This window comes from Falsiroseomonas selenitidurans (genome assembly GCF_012103215.1).
In the GTDB taxonomy this organism is placed as follows: Bacteria; Pseudomonadota; Alphaproteobacteria; order Acetobacterales; family Acetobacteraceae; genus Falsiroseomonas; species Falsiroseomonas selenitidurans.
Genome location: NZ_JAAVNE010000001.1, coordinates 297,280 through 313,719 on the forward strand (window position 1 = coordinate 297,280; position 16,440 = coordinate 313,719).

15 protein-coding genes are annotated in these 16,440 nt (G+C 73.6%); 7 read left to right on the forward strand and 8 right to left on the reverse strand.

The window, feature by feature from the left end:
* Positions 1-25: 25 nt before the first annotated feature.
* From HEQ75_RS28665 to HEQ75_RS01360, 5 genes are all read right to left on the reverse strand, one after another.
* The gene (locus HEQ75_RS28665) at positions 26-1,840 is read right to left on the reverse strand and encodes a sensor histidine kinase (protein ID WP_168027105.1); all 1,815 of its coding nucleotides are present in this window, start codon (positions 1,838-1,840) and stop codon (positions 26-28) included.
* 218 nt (positions 1,841-2,058) lie between these two features.
* On the reverse strand, positions 2,059-3,240 hold the full coding sequence (locus HEQ75_RS01345) for a glycosyl hydrolase family 8 (protein ID WP_168027106.1): 1,182 nt from the start codon (positions 3,238-3,240) through the stop codon (positions 2,059-2,061).
* Positions 3,241-3,488: 248 nt separating this feature from the next.
* Entirely contained in the window at positions 3,489-4,265 is a 777-nt protein-coding gene (locus HEQ75_RS01350; protein WP_168027107.1) for a winged helix-turn-helix domain-containing protein, read from the reverse strand.
* A gap of 227 nt (positions 4,266-4,492) precedes the next feature.
* A complete protein-coding gene (locus HEQ75_RS28670) occupies positions 4,493-6,709 on the reverse strand; it encodes an ATP-binding protein (protein ID WP_168027108.1) in 2,217 nt (738 codons plus the stop codon).
* A gap of 176 nt (positions 6,710-6,885) precedes the next feature.
* Positions 6,886-7,656 (reverse strand): response regulator transcription factor, encoded by a 771-nt coding sequence (locus tag HEQ75_RS01360; protein ID WP_168027109.1) that lies wholly within the window; start codon positions 7,654-7,656, stop codon positions 6,886-6,888.
* Between the two features lie 261 nt (positions 7,657-7,917).
* On the opposite strand from HEQ75_RS01360, the gene HEQ75_RS01365 reads away from it, so the two are divergent.
* The 4 genes from HEQ75_RS01365 (at position 7,918) to HEQ75_RS01380 (ending at position 11,513) form a co-directional block, all read left to right on the forward strand.
* Positions 7,918-8,322 carry a response regulator gene (locus HEQ75_RS01365; RefSeq protein ID WP_168027110.1) on the forward strand — a complete coding sequence of 135 codons (405 nt, stop codon included), beginning with the start codon at positions 7,918-7,920 and terminating at the stop codon, positions 8,320-8,322.
* A gap of 108 nt (positions 8,323-8,430) precedes the next feature.
* Positions 8,431-10,206 (forward strand): putative bifunctional diguanylate cyclase/phosphodiesterase, encoded by a 1,776-nt coding sequence (locus HEQ75_RS01370; protein ID WP_168027111.1) that lies wholly within the window; start codon positions 8,431-8,433, stop codon positions 10,204-10,206.
* 109 nt (positions 10,207-10,315) lie between these two features.
* Entirely contained in the window at positions 10,316-11,065 is a 750-nt protein-coding gene (locus HEQ75_RS01375; RefSeq protein ID WP_168027112.1) for a winged helix-turn-helix transcriptional regulator, read from the forward strand.
* On the forward strand, positions 11,058-11,513 hold the full coding sequence (locus HEQ75_RS01380; protein WP_168027113.1) for a helix-turn-helix domain-containing protein: 456 nt from the start codon (positions 11,058-11,060) through the stop codon (positions 11,511-11,513). Before HEQ75_RS01375 ends, HEQ75_RS01380 begins: the two co-directional genes overlap by 8 nt.
* Positions 11,514-11,648: 135 nt before the next feature.
* On the opposite strand, the gene HEQ75_RS01385 is transcribed toward HEQ75_RS01380, so the two are convergent.
* Complete coding sequence (locus HEQ75_RS01385; protein ID WP_168027114.1) at positions 11,649-12,635, reverse strand: Bug family tripartite tricarboxylate transporter substrate binding protein; 987 nt, start codon at positions 12,633-12,635, stop codon at positions 11,649-11,651.
* 103 nt (positions 12,636-12,738) lie between these two features.
* Between HEQ75_RS01385 and HEQ75_RS01390 the strand changes: the two genes are divergently transcribed.
* The 3 genes from HEQ75_RS01390 to HEQ75_RS01400 are packed head-to-tail and all read left to right on the forward strand — an operon-like array spanning position 12,739 to position 15,049.
* The gene (locus HEQ75_RS01390; protein WP_168027115.1) at positions 12,739-13,803 is read left to right on the forward strand and encodes a WD40/YVTN/BNR-like repeat-containing protein; all 1,065 of its coding nucleotides are present in this window, start codon (positions 12,739-12,741) and stop codon (positions 13,801-13,803) included.
* Positions 13,800-14,357, forward strand: coding sequence for a carboxymuconolactone decarboxylase family protein (locus HEQ75_RS01395; RefSeq protein ID WP_168027116.1), 558 nt, complete (start codon positions 13,800-13,802; stop codon positions 14,355-14,357). The genes HEQ75_RS01390 and HEQ75_RS01395 overlap by 4 nt, the downstream gene beginning before the upstream one ends.
* Before the next feature lie 11 nt (positions 14,358-14,368).
* On the forward strand, positions 14,369-15,049 hold the full coding sequence (locus tag HEQ75_RS01400; RefSeq protein WP_168027117.1) for a maleate cis-trans isomerase family protein: 681 nt from the start codon (positions 14,369-14,371) through the stop codon (positions 15,047-15,049).
* 30 nt (positions 15,050-15,079) lie between these two features.
* Here the strand turns inward: HEQ75_RS01400 and HEQ75_RS01405 are convergent, their stop codons facing one another.
* On the reverse strand, positions 15,080-15,673 hold the full coding sequence (locus tag HEQ75_RS01405; RefSeq protein ID WP_168027118.1) for a calcium-binding protein: 594 nt from the start codon (positions 15,671-15,673) through the stop codon (positions 15,080-15,082).
* A gap of 99 nt (positions 15,674-15,772) precedes the next feature.
* Positions 15,773-16,381: an NIPSNAP family protein gene (locus tag HEQ75_RS01410; protein ID WP_168027119.1), complete on the reverse strand. Its 609-nt coding sequence runs from the start codon at positions 16,379-16,381 to the stop codon at positions 15,773-15,775.
* Between the last annotated feature and the right edge of the window lie 59 nt (positions 16,382-16,440).

The window sequence follows — 16,440 nt, forward strand, 5'->3', positions numbered from 1 at the left end:
AGACCGCGAGGCTGTGACCAGGAGATTAACCGCGCGGCACGCCGTCAAGCATTCCTGCAGCGGTGGCCGGACGGAAGCGCAGGGTGAAGACCGCGCCCTCCGGCCCGTTCGCCGCGGCGATCCCGCCGCCGAAGCTGCGCATCGTCGCATGGCACAGCGAAAGCCCGAGCCCGGTGCCGCGATCCGGCGGCTTGGTGGTGAAGAAGGGCTCGAACAGCCTCTCGAGATGCGGCTCCGGGATGCCGCCGCCGGTGTCGGACACCGTCATCACCACCGCCTCCTCCTGCATCCGGGCGGCGATGGTGATGCGGCCGGTGGCGCCCTCGGCCGGGGCCGTCTCACGGATGGCGTCGCGCGCATTCACCAGCAGGTTGACGATCGCCTGTTCCAGCGGCACCAGCCGCGCCATCACCGGCGGCAGGCGGGGGACGAGTTCCACCAGCAGCACGATGCCGGCCGAAGCCAGCGCGCCATGCGCCAGCACCGTCGCCCCCTCGATCGCCGCGGCCAGGTCCACCGGCTCCGGCTCGCCCTCATCCGGCCGCCCGAACAGCCGCAGGTGGTCGACGATCTCCCGCGCCCGCTTGGCCTGGCTGCCGATGCGCGCCAGCCGCTCGCTGACGCTCGGCAGCGCCTCCGCGCCGCGGCCGCGCAGCGCGCGCATGGCATTGTCGGCAGCCAGCGACATCACCGCCAGCGGCTGGTTCAGCTCATGCGCCAGGCCGGTCGCCATCTCGCCCAGCGTGGTCAGGCGGCCGGCGGATTGCAGCCGCGCCTGCATCTGCCGTTGCTCCGTGATGTCGGCCATGTAGCCGATGATCTCCACCCCGCCATCCGGCAGGCGGTCGACCACGCGCATCGAATCGCGCACCCAGATCCAGCCGCCATCGGCGCGGCGCAGGCGGAACTCGCGATTCGCTTCGCCGGAAGCGGCCACGCTGCGGAAGAAGGCGGGCTGGCCGGCATGCTCCTCCGCCTCCAGCAGCGCGGCGCGGTCCGGCATGCCGAGCAGCGTCTCCGCCGGCCAGCCGATCACGCGCATCGCGCTGTCGCTGGCGTGGCGCAGCAGGAAGCGGCCGGCGGCGTCGATCTCACCGCCGTAGATCAGCGCCGGCAGGCCGGCGATGCGCCGCGCATAGGCCGCCTTGGCGGCCTCCGCCAGGCCGCGCTCGGCTTCCGCCCGCGCCGCGGCACGTCGCGTGGCCTCCTGCGTGCGCAGCTGCGCGCCGGCGTTGTTGATTGCCTCCGCCGCCTGCTGGAAGGCGCCCTGCAGGCCGCGCAGCAGCACGGTGCGGTGGAAGCGCCCATCGGCCGCGGCGGCGGAGGCCCCGCCCGCTTCGCGCACGAAGGCGTCCGTCACGTCCAGCAGCGCGTTCACCGCGCGGTGCAGGTCGCCCACCGCGCCCGGTTCCGGCAGGTGGACGATGCGGCGTTCGAGGTCGCCGGAGGCCGCTGCGCGCGCCACCGCGGCCATGCCGCGCAGGGCCCGCTTGCCGGCCCGCAGGCCGCTGGCGGCCAGCAGCAGGGCGGCGAGGCAGGCCGCCAGCAACAGGCCGGGGAGGACCGGCGCGAGGCCCGGCTGCAGCAGCGCCACCAGGGCCAGCAGCGCCGCACCGGAGCCCAGGGCCAGCAGCGGGCCGACATCGGCCAGCGAGGGTCCGTCCCTGCGGCAGGGCAGGCCGGCCGGCGCCGGCAGGGCCCGCTGAAGCAGGCCCCACGACCAGACCCGAGGTCGGCCCTGCGGCCTGTCCCGCTTCCGGAGGGACGGGCGGCGCGGCACTTCGGGCACCTCCCCTGCGTCGCGGGCCAGAGGCCGTCGCCCGGCGGCGGCGAGGGCCATGCCCCCGGGCGGGCCGGAGGGGGGCTGGCCCGTCATCGCCGCGCGGTGCCGCGCATCATGCCGGGGAATGTCCGCACCCGGCGTTTGCTCCAGCCGCGCCTGCCATCCTCAGCTTCCCTTCGCCAGCACCGCCCGGATCCGCCCGCCGCGGCCGAGGGGCTGCATGGCGCGACTTTGTCGCTCGCCACTGAACGGGGCGGCCCGGCGCGACCTCGCCCTCATGCGCCGCAGGCAGGCGCGTGCGGCGGGGCACCGGGCATTTCCGCCCGCGCCATGCGGGCCAGCATCACCAGCGCCGCCGCGTAATAATCCGGCGCCTGCTGCAGCGCCGGCCATGCCGACGCGGCGCCGCCGGTCGCCGCCTGGCTCAGCGCGGCGATCGCGCGCACCCCGGCATGGCCGGCATAGGGCGAGAGCGCGCCGCTGCGCAGATCGGCCCAGGCCGGCAGGCTCTCCGGCCGCGCCTGCGCCCAGAACCGCGCCGCCGCCACCAGGCCCGGCGCCTCGTTCTGCCCGGCCCAGGCCAGGAACAGCGGCACGCGGATCGCGTCCCAGGAGAAGCGCGCCGGCCAGCCGGTGGCGGGGCTCAGCCGGCCGGTCGCGGCATCCACCATCAGCCAGTCCGGCGGCAGGCCCCAGCGGCCGAAGCGCGCCTGCGCCAGCAGGGCGCGGCCATCCGCCTCGACCGCCGCCAATGCGCCGGCGCCGGCCAGCGGCGCCAGGGCGCGCAGCGCCGGCAGGTTGTAGTAGGAGAGGTTAACCACGCAGCCCTGCGCCCGGGTGAACCCTGCCGCGCCCGGCAGCAGCAGGATGCGGTCCGCCACGGTGCGGGTGCACAGCGCCAGGATGTCCGCGACGATGCCGGAAGCCAGGCGGCGCCAGGCCGGCACCTCCCACCGCGCCGCCGCGCGCTGCAACGCCCAGGCGATGGCCAGGTCGCCATCGGTGGCGTTGTTGAGGTCGGAAACCGGGTTGCTGTCATAGGGCGCCCAGCGCCAGGCGGCGAGCCGGTCCGAAGGCCGCGCCAGGGCGGAGATCGTCCAATGCAGCATGCGCTCGAAGCTGTCGCGGTCCCCGGCCCATTCGGCCAGCAGCATTCCGAAGCCCTGGCCCTCGGAATGCGAGACATTGGCATTGCCGGTATCCACCACCCGCCCATCCGCCGCCAGGAAGCGCTGGCGGAACACCGCCCATTCCGCCCGGTCCGCCGCACTGCCCGAGGAAGCCCGGGGCGCCAGGGCCGGCAGCGCCGGCATCGGCGTGGCCTGCGGCGCCTGCGCCAGGCGCGGGCCGAGCATCGTGCCGGCGACCCCAAGGCCCAGCAGCGCCGCCAGCACGCCACGACGGCCTTGCGGGTAGGGTGATTGGAGCGGAATGGGCAGACCGGCGGGACGCAGCACCTGGAACCTCGATACGATCGGCGGCCCGCCGCAACAGGGCGGGCACGGGGCCGATCATCGGCCAGGCGGCAGGGCAAAGCCTGTCGGGTTAGGTCAGGAAGGATCGTCCAGCGCCGACATCGCCTGACCTTTGCCGGCACCGCCGGCAGGGCGTGCCGGCGCGCGGCCGTGGGGCATCCCAGCCTGGCGGGATCGCTGCGCGGCGGCGCCGGCCGGGCTTCGCCGGCGCCGGCCTGCGCGCCAGGCGCTCAGGCGGCTTCGGCCCAGACCTTGGCCGGCACCGTCAGGCGGCTGGGGCGGCGCAGCTTGCCGTCGGCGAAGCGGGCGCGTGCCGCCTCGATCGCCGCCGGCGGCGGCTCCTCCGCCATGTAGCCGCGGCCCCAGGCCGTGCGGATGAATTCCGCCGCGCCGGCGGCGGCCAGCTTACGGCGCACCTTGCAGATGAAGACATCGAGCGTCCGGCTGTCCGGCCCCTCCTCCGTGCCATACAGGCGCGACAGGAAATCCGCCTTCGTCACCAGGTTGCCGCGACGCAGGAACAGCATCTCCATCACGTCGTATTCGCGGCGGGTGATCCGCAACTCGCGCCCATCGACCGTGATCACCATCCGGGCCTGGTTCAGGGTGACGTTGCCGATGCTGATCCAGGCGCTCAGATGCCCCAGCATCCGGCGCTGCAGGGACCGCAGCCGCACCACCAGGGACATCATGGGCATCGGCGCCAGCAGCACGTCGTCGGCGCCGGCATCCAGGCCCTCGGCCTCCTGCTCCGGCGTCGCGGCGCCCACCAGCATGACCAGCGGGATGCCAAGGCGCTGCCGCGCCAGGTTGCGCAGCGCGCACAGCACATGCGGCGCCAGGCTGGCGGATTCGATCAGCACGGCATCGAAGGGGCCGGATTGGCGAGCGGTTTCGCAGGGGTCCTCGTCCAGGCCGACCAGATCCGCCATCAGGCCTTCATGCGCCAGGGAGCTGCGGAGCCGCTGGCCGGAAAGGGGGTTGGAGGCCACGACCAGAATGCGCATCGGTAGGTTCCTTGCGATTTTCGCTGGGCAACGGACGGAGGGGGGAGGTTTTGTCCGTGGCACTGTCTCTGCATTCACATCTTCGTTAAGAAGGTGCGGCGGCTCCAGTCAGCAATCGTAAGGGTTGATCCGACTTTGTCGCGCCACAACCATGACGAAAGTCCAGATTTCGCGACTTGGTCCGCAGGTTGTGCGCCGCACGAGGATTCACCCGCTTCGGTGGGCGCTCAGGCCGCCTCGACGGCGCTTTCGGCCATGTCAAGTGCGGCCGTGGCCTGACGAAAGGTCAGGGTGAAGACGGCGCCCTCCGGATCATTCGCGGCGCTGATGCCGCCACCGAAGGACTTCATCGTCGCATGGCACAGCGACAGGCCGAGCCCGGTGCCCTGGCCCGGCGGCTTGGTGGTGAAGAAGGGCTCGAACAGCCGTTCCATGACCTCGGGCGAGATCCCGCCGCCGGTGTCGGAGACGGCGACCCTGACCATGCCCGGACAGGCCGGACCCGCCGCCGCCCGGATGACGACGAGGGAGGGCGCCGCGCCCTCGGCATGATGGCTGCGGATGGCGTCGCGCGCGTTCAGCAGCAGGTTCACCAGCGCCTGCTCCAGCGGGATCAGCCGGGCGATCACCGGCGGCAGGTCCTCCGGCAGGTCCACCCGCAGCGCCACGCCGGCTTCGCGCAGCGCGCCCGCCGCCAGCACCCGCGCCCCCTCCACCGCGCTGGCGAGGGAGACAGCCTCCGCCTCGCCCTCGTCCTGCCGACCGAAGACCCGCAGGTGGTCGACGATCGCCCGCGCCCGCTGCGCCTGAACGCCGATCCGCGCCAGCCTTTCCTCCACCGCCGGCAGCGCCGCCGCGCCGTTGCGGCGCAGCGCCCGGGTGGCGTTGTCGGCGGCCAGCGACATCACCGCCAGCGGCTGGTTCAACTCGTGCGCCAGGCCGGTCGCCATCTCGCCCAGCGTGGTCAGCCGGCCGGTGGATTGCAGGCCGGCGCGGATCCGCCGTTCCTCGGTGATGTCGGCCATGTAGCCGATCACCTCCGCCGTCCCGTCCGGGGCCCGATCCACCACGCGCAGCGAATCGCGCACCCAGATCCAGCTTCCATCCTGGCGCCGCAGGCGCTGTTCGCTGAGCGCCTGGCCGGAGCGGGCGACCTCGGCGTAGAGGTCCCGGCGCGTCGGCCCTCCATCCGGGTCGAACAGCAGCTGGCGGTCGGCCATGGTGAGCACCTGCCCGGCCCTCCAGCCGATCACCCGCTCGGCGCTGTCGCTCACATGGGTCAGGTCCAGATGCCCGTCGGGGCCGATGCGGCCGCCATAGATCATCGCCGGCAGGCCATCGATGCGCCGCACATAGGCGGCCTGCGCGGCGGCGGACAGGCGGCGCTCCGTCTCCGCCCGCTCCGCATCGCGCCTCGCCTCGCCGCGCGCGCGGCTGGCGTGCCCCAGCGCCACCAGCAGCACGGCGATCAGCCCGGCGCCGCCGGCCGCCAGCCGCACCAGCAGGGCGAGGCGCGCGAAGGCCGCCTCCGCCGCGCTCTGGTCCAGCACATAGGTGACCAGGAAGGGCGTGTCCGCGCTGCGCCGCCAGCCGATCACGGCCGGCGCCCGGCCAGGACCGGCCGGGCGGAAGAAGGTGCCGCGGCCGGGCCCGTCCGGCAGCGCCAGGCGCGGATCCTCCGGCGCCAGGCGCGTGCCGATGCCGCTCCCGGCCTCGTCGCTGCTGGCCACCCCCACCGCGCCCCGCAGCACCTGCACCTGGTCCTCGGCGCGGAAGCGGATCTCGTTCAGTTCCTCCGAGAGGTTCAGCAGGTCCATCGAGACGACGACGACGCCATCGAAGGCCGGCCCGCTCTTCAACGGCCGGGTGAACTGCACGGTCCAGCGGTTGCTGGCCCGGCCCAGTACCGGGACACTGGCGAACAGCGCGTCCAGCCCCTCGGCATGGACGCGGAAATGCTCGCGATCCGCCAGCAGCAGGCGCCTGGAGAAGCCGGGAACGCTGGACCAGGTCAGCCAGCCCGCGCGGTCGATCACCGCGACCTGGATGAAGCCGAACTGCCCTTCATTGGCGGTGCGCGCCAGCTCCGCCTCGATCGCCTGCTGGCCGAGATGATCGGCCTGGGCCATCAGGTCGTGCCGGGTCTGGGTCAGCCGGTGCAGCACGTCCACCGCTTCCAGCCGCCGCAGCACGATCTGATGGGCGATCGTCGCCGCGGCATCGGCCTCGCCGGCCGCGCGCCCGGCACGGTCCGCCGCCAGCCGGGCGAGCAGCGTCTCGCTGCCCAGCAGTGCCGCGGCGGCCAGCAACAGCGCGGCGAGCCAGGCGAACCAGCCGCGCGTCGCCAGCCGCAGCCGCGCCTGGGCCCGTGCCCGCGGCGCCGCGCCGCCGGGCTCGCGCAACCCGGCCCCAGGCGCCCCGTCCTGGCAGGCAAGCGGCAGCATCTCGGATCTGGAAGGCAAGGCCGGCTCCGTGGGGGTGGTCGCCGGCCCGCCGGATTGGCTGCGGTCGACCTGGCTTCAGGCTATCAGGCCAACGGCCGCGGAAAGTCTGTATTTTTGTCAGGCATTGTCGGGCATCGCCGGTGCGGCGCGGCGTGGCGTTCCGCCGCCGGGGCATGTCAGCCGCGCGGAAATCCGGCGAAGCTGTAGCCCTGGCCGCGGACCGCCAGCACGACCCGGTCGCCGCCCGGCCCCATCTTGCGGCGCAGCTGCAGCACCAGATTGTCCAGCGCCCGGTCCTCGGCCCGCCAGGGCCGACGCAGCACGCGCTGGGTCAGCGTCTCCCGGTCCACCGGCACGCCGGGGGTCTCCGCCAGAAGCGCCAGCAGGTCGAATTCCGCCCCCGTCAGTGGCACCGGGCTACCATCGGCGCGCCGCAGCGCACGCTCCATCGGCAGCAGGCGCCAGCCCGCCGCGCCGGGCAGGGCATCGCCCTGCGGCAGCGCCTGGGCTGCCGTCTGCGCCGGGGCCGGGGCCGGGGCCGGGGCTGCGGCGGCCGGCCGTGCCGCCTGGCCGCGGCGCAGATGCGCCCGGATCCGCGCCACCAGTTCCCGCCCCGAAATCGGCTTCAGGAGGAAATCATCGGCGCCGATCTCCAGCGCCACGATGCGGTCGGTCTCCGCCCGGTTGCCGGTCAGCACCAGGACGGTGGCGCTGGTCAGGGCGCGCAGCGCGCCGATCCGCGGCAGCGTGTCGACATGCCCCAGCCGCTGGTCGAGCACGACGAGATCGGGCGGCGCCGCCTCCACCGCCGCCACCGCCGCCTCCCAGCTCGCCGCGATGCCGGGCCGCATGCCGTAGTCGGACAGGGTTTGCGCCATCTCCTCCGCCAGCGCGGCGTCATCCTCGACGATCAGGATACGCGGTGGCAGCGCTGAGGCCCCTGCCATGATGTCTGCATCGCCCGGACTCGCCACGATCCGCTCCCGCCCCGGCCAGAATCGGGCCGCCAGCGTGGCTTGATCCCGCAGCGGCGCGGACACCGCAACCGCCCGGAAGAAAATCAGACATTTCTGGACAGTGTCTGGCTGCCGCGCGGCGCCATAGTCCCGCCGGCGTCGTCTGCCCCCCGGCAGCGCGGCGCAGCGGCACGGTGCCATCCGGCCAGGACGGCCGCTGGGTGCCGCGCGCGGCGACGGATACCCTGCCCGATGGACACCCCCCGCCCCGTTCCCGTCATCATCGTCGACGACGAACCCGACCTCGCCCTCGAGATCGCCGAGGGGCTGGAGGCGGAGGGCTTCGCCACGACGATCGCCGAGTCGGCGCAGGATGCGATCCGTCGGCTCCTGGCGGCGCCGCAGGGCGGCGTGGTGGTGACGGATCTGCGCATGCCCGGGATGGGCGGGCTGCAACTGATCCGGCTGCTGCGCCAACCCCCCTTCACCGAGGCCCTGGTGCAGATCGTGGCGATGAGCGGCCATGCCGGCCCGGCCGACCAGCAGGCGGCGCGGGATGCCGGCGCCGGTGCCGTGCTGCTGAAGCCCTTCGCCTGGGAGGATCTCGTCGCCGCCACAACGCGGGCCCGGGACGCCCTCCTCGCCGGCCGCGGCTGACGCGCCGGCCGATCGGCGGCGTGATTAAGACCGTAGCATCGATTCTGACGAGGATGCGGGCTGCCCGCCGTACTCAGGACCTGGCGCGCGCGGAAGGATTCGGTGGTGATGGGCGTGGACGAGGCGCGGACTCTGGCCGAGGCGACCCGGGACGGGGACCTTGCCGTGCTGGTGGTGGATGACGAGGTCTGGATCGCCGAGGAACTGGCGCTGGGGCTGGAGGATGCCGGCCTGGCGGTGACCATCGCCACCTCCACCGCCGCCGCCCAGGCGGCGCTGGAAACGGCACCGGAGATCGGCGTGGTGGTCACCGATATCCGCATGCCGGGCGAGGATGGCCTGTCCCTGGTGCGGCGCCTGGTGATGAACCGGCCGGAGGCGCAGGCGATCGAGACGGTGGTGATGACCGGCCATGCGACCATCGAGGATGCCGTGGCCGCCGTGCGCGCCGGCGCCTTCGACTTCGTCCGCAAGCCCTTCACCCTGGATGAGATGGTCGCCGTGGCGCGTGCTGCCCGCAGCCGCGCCGCCGCCAAGCGGCAGGCGGCGCGCGACCGCGCGGCGAAGGCCGTGCGCCTGGCGGCGGCCGAGGCGGCGCGGGAGGATGCGCAGGCGCGCGACCCGCTGACCGGCCTGCCGAACCGCGCCGGCTTCGCTGCCCACCTGGCGGCGGTCGCCGCGGAAGCCGGGCCCGGGGCGGATGATTTCGCCGTCATCGCCGTCGACCTGGACCGCTTCTCGGCCCTGAACGAGGCAGCCGGCAGCAGCGTCGGCGACGCGGTGCTGCGGGCGATGGCGGAGCGCCTGCGCAGCGCGGTGGCGCCGGGCTGGACCCTGGGGCGCATCGGCAGCGACGAATTCGCCGCCGCGGGCCCCGGCTGCCCGGACGAAGCCGCCGCGCTTGCCGTGGCCGAGCGGATGCGCGCCGCGGTGGAACAGCCCGTCGCGCACCCCGCCGGCCCGCTGCGGCTGACCGCCAGCCTGGGCGTCGCCCAGGGCGCAGGTGCCGCGGCGCCGGCGCTGGATGTCGCGGCGCGGATCGCCGGCAATGTCGCCCGCCACGATGGCGGCGGCCGCTGCATCCTGTTCACCCCGGCAATGCAGCACGCCGCGGAGCGCCGGCTGACCATTCTGCGCGACCTGCGCCATGCCCTGGGCCGTGGCGAGATCTCGCTGGTCTACCAGCCGATCTTCCGCATCGCCGACCGCCGCCTGCAGGGCTTCGAGGCGCTGATGCGCTGGAGTCACCCGACGCTCGGCCGGATCCCGCCCGCGGAGTTCATCGCCGTGGCGGAGGACGGCCCGGCGATCCTGGATCTCGGTGCCTGGGCGCTGCGCGAGGCCGCGCGCCAGGCAGCGGCCTGGCGGCGCGGCGGCACGGGGCGCCCGCCCTACATCGCGGTGAACCTCTCCGGCCGCCAGCTGGAAGGCCAGGACATCCCCGCGCTGTTCCGCGACACGCTGCAGCAAGAGGATCTGCCGCCCGAGGCGCTGGTGGCGGAGCTGACGGAAACCGTCGCCTTCGGCCGCGGCGCGGCGGCCATGGTGGGCGCGCTGCGTGCGCTCGGGGTGCGCGTGGCGCTGGATGATTTCGGCGCCGGCTTCTCCTCCCTGGGCATTCTCGGCAGCCTGCAGGTGGATACGGTGAAGCTGGACCGCGCCCTGCTGGCGCATGTGGCGACGGATGCGCGGGAGCGCCGGCTGCTGACCGGCCTGGCCGGCACCATCCACGCGCTCGGCCTGCACATCGTGGCGGAGGGGCTGGAGACGGAAGCGCAATTCGCGGTGGCGCGGGACGCCGGCTGCGACGCGGCGCAGGGCTGGCTGCTGGGCCGCGCCCTGCCCGCCGACGCCGCAACCGCCCTGGTTGTAGGCCGCGGCTGACCTTCCCGCAGAAATCCCGACGAAGGCTGACACGCAACCGTGTGCCGTTCGCGCTAAATTTACCTCTGCACAAGGGCCGTGCGGCCCATCCGTCAGGGGAACAGGCAAGATGCTGCAGCTTCTGGTCATCGCCGACTACACCGCGGCGCAGAACGACGTCGTGGCGCGGCTCGGCGCGGCGGGCGTCGCCACGCGCATGGTGGTGGCGGCGCAATCGGCCGAGGCGATGGCGGACGAACCCGGCCATGCCCTCGCCGTCGAGGCGATCGCCGCCGGCGCGGAGGAGATGGACGGCATCGTGCTGGACTGCGCCAACCTGGCCGGCACCGCCTTCCCCGTGCTGCGCGGCCTGCGCGAGGCGGGGCTGAAGCAGCCGGTGGTGCTGCTGGCCTCGGCGGCCCCGGGGCAGGAGGCGGAGGCCTTCAACCTGGGCGCCGATGCCGTGCTGGCGCGCAAGGCACCGGTTGCCACCCTGCTGGCCCGCGTCGCCGCCATCCAGCGCCGCGCCCCGGCGCGCAAGGCCGCGACCCTGCGCTGCGGCAATGTGGCGCTGGACCGTGCCTCCTCCACCCTCGCCGTCGATGGCCGGCCGGTGGAGGTCACGCCCTATGAGCTGAACGTTCTGGACATGCTGATGTCTGCCCGTGGCGGCGTGCTGAGCAAGGACCGGATCAGCGAGGCGCTGCACGATGGCGACCCGGAGGCCGCGGCCGGCGTGCTGCGCGTCTTCATCTGCCGGCTGCGTCGCAAGCTGGCGGAGCGCCAGGCGGACGACATCATCCAGACGGTCTGGGGCGTGGGCTACCGGGTGGAGCCGCCGGCGCGTCCGGCCGGCCGCGCCCCGGCGGCCCATGCCTGAGGCACCGATGGCCGATCCGGCCCGGGTGGCCGCCATCGCACCGCCCCGCCGGGCCACAGCGCGGGCCGCGGGCAGTGCCGATGCCCGGCTGGGCGAGCGCCTGCGCACCCTTCGGCGGCAGCGCCGCCTGTCGCAATCGGACCTCGCCCAGGTGCTCGGCGTCACCTACCAGCAGGTGCAGAAATACGAGACCGGCAAGACCCGCCTGCCCGCCCGCATGCTGCCCGCCCTGGCGGACCTGCTGGAGGTGGACAGCAGGCTGCTGCTGAACGGGCTGCAGGAGGAAGGCCCGCCCACCGCCCCGACCGTGCCGAGCGCCGCCGAGGCACGCGACTGGAACGAACTGGCTGCGGCCTTCGCCGCCCTGCGCCAGCCGCGCACCCGCCGGCTGCTGCTGGCGATCATCCGCGCCATGGCGGCCGAGGCCCGGCTGGAGCCGGAGGGCTGAGAGTCCGCCGCATCCGCTCGGCAACATCAGCGGGCCGGCCCGGCGGCGCCTCGCAGGGTCGCGGCAACGCCTGCCGACCCTCAGCCGCCGGCCTTCTGGAGCGCTCCCTGAAGGTCCGGCCGCCGCCGTGGCGGATCAGGTCGCCTTGATGTTGGCACGGCGCACCACGCCGCCCCAGCGCTCGATCTCCGACCGCTGGAAGGTGGCGAAGGCGTCGGGCGAGCTGCCGACCAGGTCCAGCCCCAGCCCGGCCGCGCGCTGCGCCACTTCCGGCACCTTCAGCGCCGCCGCGACCTCCGCATGCAGGCGCTGCACCAGCGGGGCCGGCGTGCCGGCGCGGACGCTCATGCCGTACCAGTTCACCACCTCGAATCCCGGCAGCGTCTCCTTCGCCAGTGGCACGTCCGGCAGCGAGGCCAGCCGGTTCGGCCCGGTGCTGGCCAGGGCGCGGACCCGGCCGGCGGCGATGTGCGGCTGGGCGATGGCCAGCGCGTCGAACATGAACTGGGTCTGCCCGGCGATCACATCGGTGAAGGCGGGCGCGCTGCCGCGATAGGGCACGTGCACCGTCTCGATCCCCGCCGCGGCGTTCAGCAATTCCCCGGACAGATGCGGCAGGCCGCCATTGCCGGAGGACGCGAAGTTCAGCTTGCCGGGCTGGGACTTCGCCAGCGCGATGAACTCCGCCAGGCTGCGCGCCGGCACCTGCGGGTTCACCACCATCACGAAGGCCAGGCTGGCGACATGCGACAGCGGCGCGAAGTCGCGCAGCACGTCCACCGCCATGGCCGGATACAGCACCGGGTTCACTGCCAGGTTGCCGGTGGTGCCGAAGAAGATGGCGTGGCCATCCGCATCGGCCTGCGCCACCGCCTGCGTCGCCACCAGGCCGTTCGCCCCCGGGCGGTTTTCCACCACCACGGGCTGGCCCAGCTTTGCACCCATGTGCGGCGCCATCAGCCGTGCCAGGATGTCGATGCCGCCGCCCGGCGGGAAGCCGATGACGATGCGCACCGGGCGGTTCGGGAAGCCGGATTGCGCCAGGGCCGGCGCCGCCAGCGGCAGCGCCGCGGCCCCCAGCACCAGGCCGCGCCGCGTCAGGCCGGTGATTCGGTTGGTCATTTCGTTCCTCCCTGGGCCACTGCGGGCACCTTGACATTTCTTCTCGTATGGTGGGATTGATTCGCCCCAACGGTCAAGGCCTTTGGCCAGGGGAGGAATTCGGGTGGCGGACATCCAACTCTATGCCGGCACCGCCGGGCATTCGGCCTGGTTCAGCGACGACCTCGGCGCCAGCTGGGTGCATCCGAACAGCCATTCCGGCCTCTATCTCGAAGCCCGCGTCTGGGGCTTCGCCAGCCATCCCGCCACCCCCGGCCGGCTGTTCGCCGCCACCGACATGGGTGCCTATCGCTGGGACGAGGCGACGGCGCGCTGGACCCACCTGCCCTCCGCCATGGAGGATGTCTGGGCGATCGCCATCGACCCGAAGGACCCGGATGTGCTGATCGCCGGCACCCGCCCGGCCGGTTTCTGGCGCTCCACCGATGCCGGGCAGAGCTGGGTGGCCTTGCCGGCCCCGGGCCTCGCCCCCTTCTCGCAACAGAACATGGGGCCGACCCGGGTCACGCAGATCCTGTTCGACCCGGTGGATGACGGCACGGTCTGGGCCTCGGTCGAGATCGGCAGCATCTTCGTCAGCCGCGACCGCGGCCTGACCTGGGCGGAACGCGGCCATGGCCTGGTCTCGGGCGATGTGCACGGGCTGGCGGTGGTGAAGCTGCCCGGCGGCGGCAAGGCGATGCTCGCCACCACCAACCGCGGCCTGCACCGCAGCGAGGATGACGGTGCCAAATGGGTGCTGCAGGACCTGCCGGCGCCCTGGCCCTATACCCGCGGCGTGCAGCCCCGCGCGGACGACAAGGGCGTGGTGTTCCTGGCCAATGGCAACGGCCCGCCGGGCAATGACGGCTTCCTGCTGATCTCCCGCGACCACGGCCTGACCTGGGCGGATGCCGGGCTGCCGGGGCCGATGAACAGCACGGTCTGGAGCATCGCCACCGATGCCGCCGACCCGATGCTGGTGCTGGTCTGCACCAATCTCGGCCAGGTCTTCCGCAGCCGGGATGGCGGCGAGACCTGGGTGCGCCTGCCGCATGAATTCGGCGAGCTGCGCGCCCTGCACTGGCGCGCCCTGCCGCCCGGCACCCGCCAGGCGACGCATTCCGTCACCCGCCCGATCCTGACGGCGGCGCAGATGAACCACCCGATGGCGAGGCAGCCCGCATGACCGACCGTTTCCCCGCCATCCCGCCGGAGCAGATGACGCCGGCGCAGCAGGAGGTGGCGGCCGCCATCGCCGGCGGCCCGCGCGGCTCCGTCCGCGGCCCCTTCCTGGCCCTGCTGCACAACCCGCCGCTGGCCATGCGCATCCAGGCGCTGGGCGAGCATCTCCGCTTCGGCACCGGCCTGCCACAAGCGCTGGTGGAATTGCCGATCCTGGTGACGGCGCGGCGCTGGAACTGCCAGTACGAATTCTTCGCCCATGCCCGCATCGCCCGCAATGCGGGCCTGGCGGAGCCGATCATCGCCGCCATCGCCGAAGGCCGCCGGCCGGAGGCGATGGATGCCGACCAGACCATGGTGCACGACTTCGCGGTGGCGACGCATCGCGACGGCAAGCCGACCGATGCGCTCTGCACCGCGGTGGAAGCGCGATTCGGCAAGGCCGGCGTGCTCGATCTGCTGGCGCTGGCAGGCTACTATTCGATGCTGGCGATGGTGCTGAACACCGCCGACCCGGCCCTGCCGGACGGCGCCACCCCGCCGCTGCAACCCCTGTGAGGGAGACGCCCATGGCGCGCGCGATCCGGGTCGGGCTGATGGTGCCGGCCACCAACACGACGATGGAGCGGGAGATGCTGGGCTTCCTGCCCGAAGGCTCCACCGTCACCCGCATCGGCATCCCCCGCACCACCGGCCTGCTGACGCGGGAGACGATGCCGGCCTATCGCGATGCCGCGGTGCAGCTGGCCGCCGAGCATTTCTCCCCCGCCACGCATGACGTGCTGGCCTATGGCTGCACCGCCGCCGGCTTCATCGCCGGCCCCGCGGGCGATGCCGAGCTGGCGGCGGAGCTGCACCGCGTCACCGGCCTGCCGGTGGTCACCACCGCGCGCGCCATGGTGCAGGGGCTGCAGGCGATCGGTGCGAAGGAGATCGCCGTCGTCACCCCCTATTCGGACGCGGTGAACGAGCAGCTGGCCGCCTTCCTGGCCGATGGCGGCATTGCCGTGAAGCGCATGGACACGCTGCGCGCCGCCGACCTCGCCGCGCTCTGCGCCATCCAGCCGCCGGAGGTGGAGGCGCTGGCGCGGCAGACCATGGCGCCGGATTGCGACGCCCTGTTCATCGGCTGCTCCCAGCTGCCGACGCAGCCTTTCCTGGCGGCGCTGGCGCAGGATGTCGGCCGGCCGGTGCTGTCTTCCATCAGCGCCACGGTGGACCAGGCGCTGCGCGTCCCGGTCGCCGCCTGAAAAAGGGGGGCAACCGCCCCCCGCCCGGTGCTACTCGGAGCGACCCGAGAAGTACTGGTAGCTGCCGGCCACCAGCGATTCCATGCCGGAGAAGCGGATGGTCTCGCCGCCGATGGTGATGGTGCCGCTCACGCCGGTCAGGTTGATCGAGTGCGGGCCCAGCACCGGGCGGGCCGAGCCCTGGTCCAGCGTGATGGCGCTGAACAGCTGCTGCAGGCTCATCCCGGTATCCTCCAGCACCAGCTGGTCGGTGCCGCCGCCGCCATTGATGGTGTCGTTGCCCTCGCCGGGGTGCCAGCGGATCACGTCGTTGCCCTGCGTGCCATAGGCCTGGTCGCCGTTGATGATGTCGGCGCCGGTGCCGCCGATCAGCACATCGTCGCCGGCGCCGCCGGTGATGGTGTCGTTGCCGCTGTTGCCCATCACCAGGTCGTTGCCCGCGCCGCCATCCAGCATGTCGCCGGCGGCGCCGCCGGCCACGCTGTCATTGCCGCCCTGGGCATTGATGTAGTCGCTGCCGCTGCCGCCGCGCACGCTGTCATTGCCGCCGCCGACGGCGCCGCCGGTCACGGCGTCCAGCGCCTCGGGGGACAGGGCTTGGGGCTGGCCGCTGGTCTGGGTCATGGGTCTCGCTCCTGGCTTGATGCCTGCCCCCTTTAGAACGCGGATGGGCCGAACCGGCCAGCCAGGAATTGCCTTTCGCCCCGATAGGCCGGGCCGCGATCAGCGCAGCGGCGAATGCGGCGCCGGGCGCATCAGGCAGGTTTCCACCTCCTGGATCCGGTCGGCATGGCGGGCCAGGGCGCCGTCCGGGCCGTGCAGGCCGCGCGCCAGCCGCGCCGGCAGGTCCCCATGCGCCAGCAACTGCACCACCTCGTTGATCGGGCCGGCGAAGCTGGTCCAGACGGCGATCTGGCCCGGCTCCGCCGCCCGCACCAGGGCCTCCGCCAGGGCGCCGGCCTCGCCCGGCCGGGCCTGGAACAGGCGCTGCTCGTACCAGTGCGGCCCGGGCGTCGCGGGGGCGGCCAGCGGCAGCACGGGGTCGAGGAAGCGCACCACCTGGCGCAGCATCAGCGGGCGCACGCCGGGCAGGTACTGCTCCCGCCAGGCGGGCAGCGCCTCCAATTCCCGGCGCAGCGCCTTGCGGGTTTCCAGCGTCGCGTGCCGCCAGAGATTCACCACGGCATTCGCCGCGCCCACCTCGTTCGACCAGAAGCCGAGCAGGGTGCCGTAGCGGTCGCCGCGCACCGGCGCCGCCACCCGCGCTGCCAGGTCCAGGTAGCGCGCCATGGCGCCGGGGCGCAGCGTGTAGAGGCGCAGTTCATCGACCATGGCGCTTCCCCCTTGATTTTCTCCCGCATGGTGGGACAGCCTGCCGAACCCGGCAAGAC

Bases quoted from the DNA above. Each gene is read 5' to 3' on its own strand.
- HEQ75_RS01395 (WP_168027116.1), top strand. From the start codon at position 13,800: ATGACCGACCGTTTCCCCGCCATCCCGCCGGAGCAGATGACGCCGGCG.
- HEQ75_RS01375 (WP_168027112.1), top strand. From the start codon at position 10,316: ATGCTGCAGCTTCTGGTCATCGCCGACTACACCGCGGCGCAGAACGAC.
- HEQ75_RS01410 (WP_168027119.1), bottom strand. From the start codon at position 16,381: ATGGTCGATGAACTGCGCCTCTACACGCTGCGCCCCGGCGCCATGGCG.
- HEQ75_RS01350 (WP_168027107.1), bottom strand. From the start codon at position 4,265: ATGCGCATTCTGGTCGTGGCCTCCAACCCCCTTTCCGGCCAGCGGCTC.
- HEQ75_RS01370 (WP_168027111.1), top strand. From the start codon at position 8,431: ATGGGCGTGGACGAGGCGCGGACTCTGGCCGAGGCGACCCGGGACGGG.
- HEQ75_RS01360 (WP_168027109.1), bottom strand. From the start codon at position 7,656: ATGGCAGGGGCCTCAGCGCTGCCACCGCGTATCCTGATCGTCGAGGAT.
- HEQ75_RS01380 (WP_168027113.1), top strand. From the start codon at position 11,058: ATGCCTGAGGCACCGATGGCCGATCCGGCCCGGGTGGCCGCCATCGCA.
- HEQ75_RS01405 (WP_168027118.1), bottom strand. From the start codon at position 15,673: ATGACCCAGACCAGCGGCCAGCCCCAAGCCCTGTCCCCCGAGGCGCTG.
- HEQ75_RS01385 (WP_168027114.1), bottom strand. From the start codon at position 12,635: ATGACCAACCGAATCACCGGCCTGACGCGGCGCGGCCTGGTGCTGGGG.
- HEQ75_RS28665 (WP_168027105.1), bottom strand. From the start codon at position 1,840: ATGGCCCTCGCCGCCGCCGGGCGACGGCCTCTGGCCCGCGACGCAGGG.
- HEQ75_RS01400 (WP_168027117.1), top strand. From the start codon at position 14,369: ATGGCGCGCGCGATCCGGGTCGGGCTGATGGTGCCGGCCACCAACACG.
- HEQ75_RS28670 (WP_168027108.1), bottom strand. From the start codon at position 6,709: ATGCTGCCGCTTGCCTGCCAGGACGGGGCGCCTGGGGCCGGGTTGCGC.
- HEQ75_RS01365 (WP_168027110.1), top strand. From the start codon at position 7,918: ATGGACACCCCCCGCCCCGTTCCCGTCATCATCGTCGACGACGAACCC.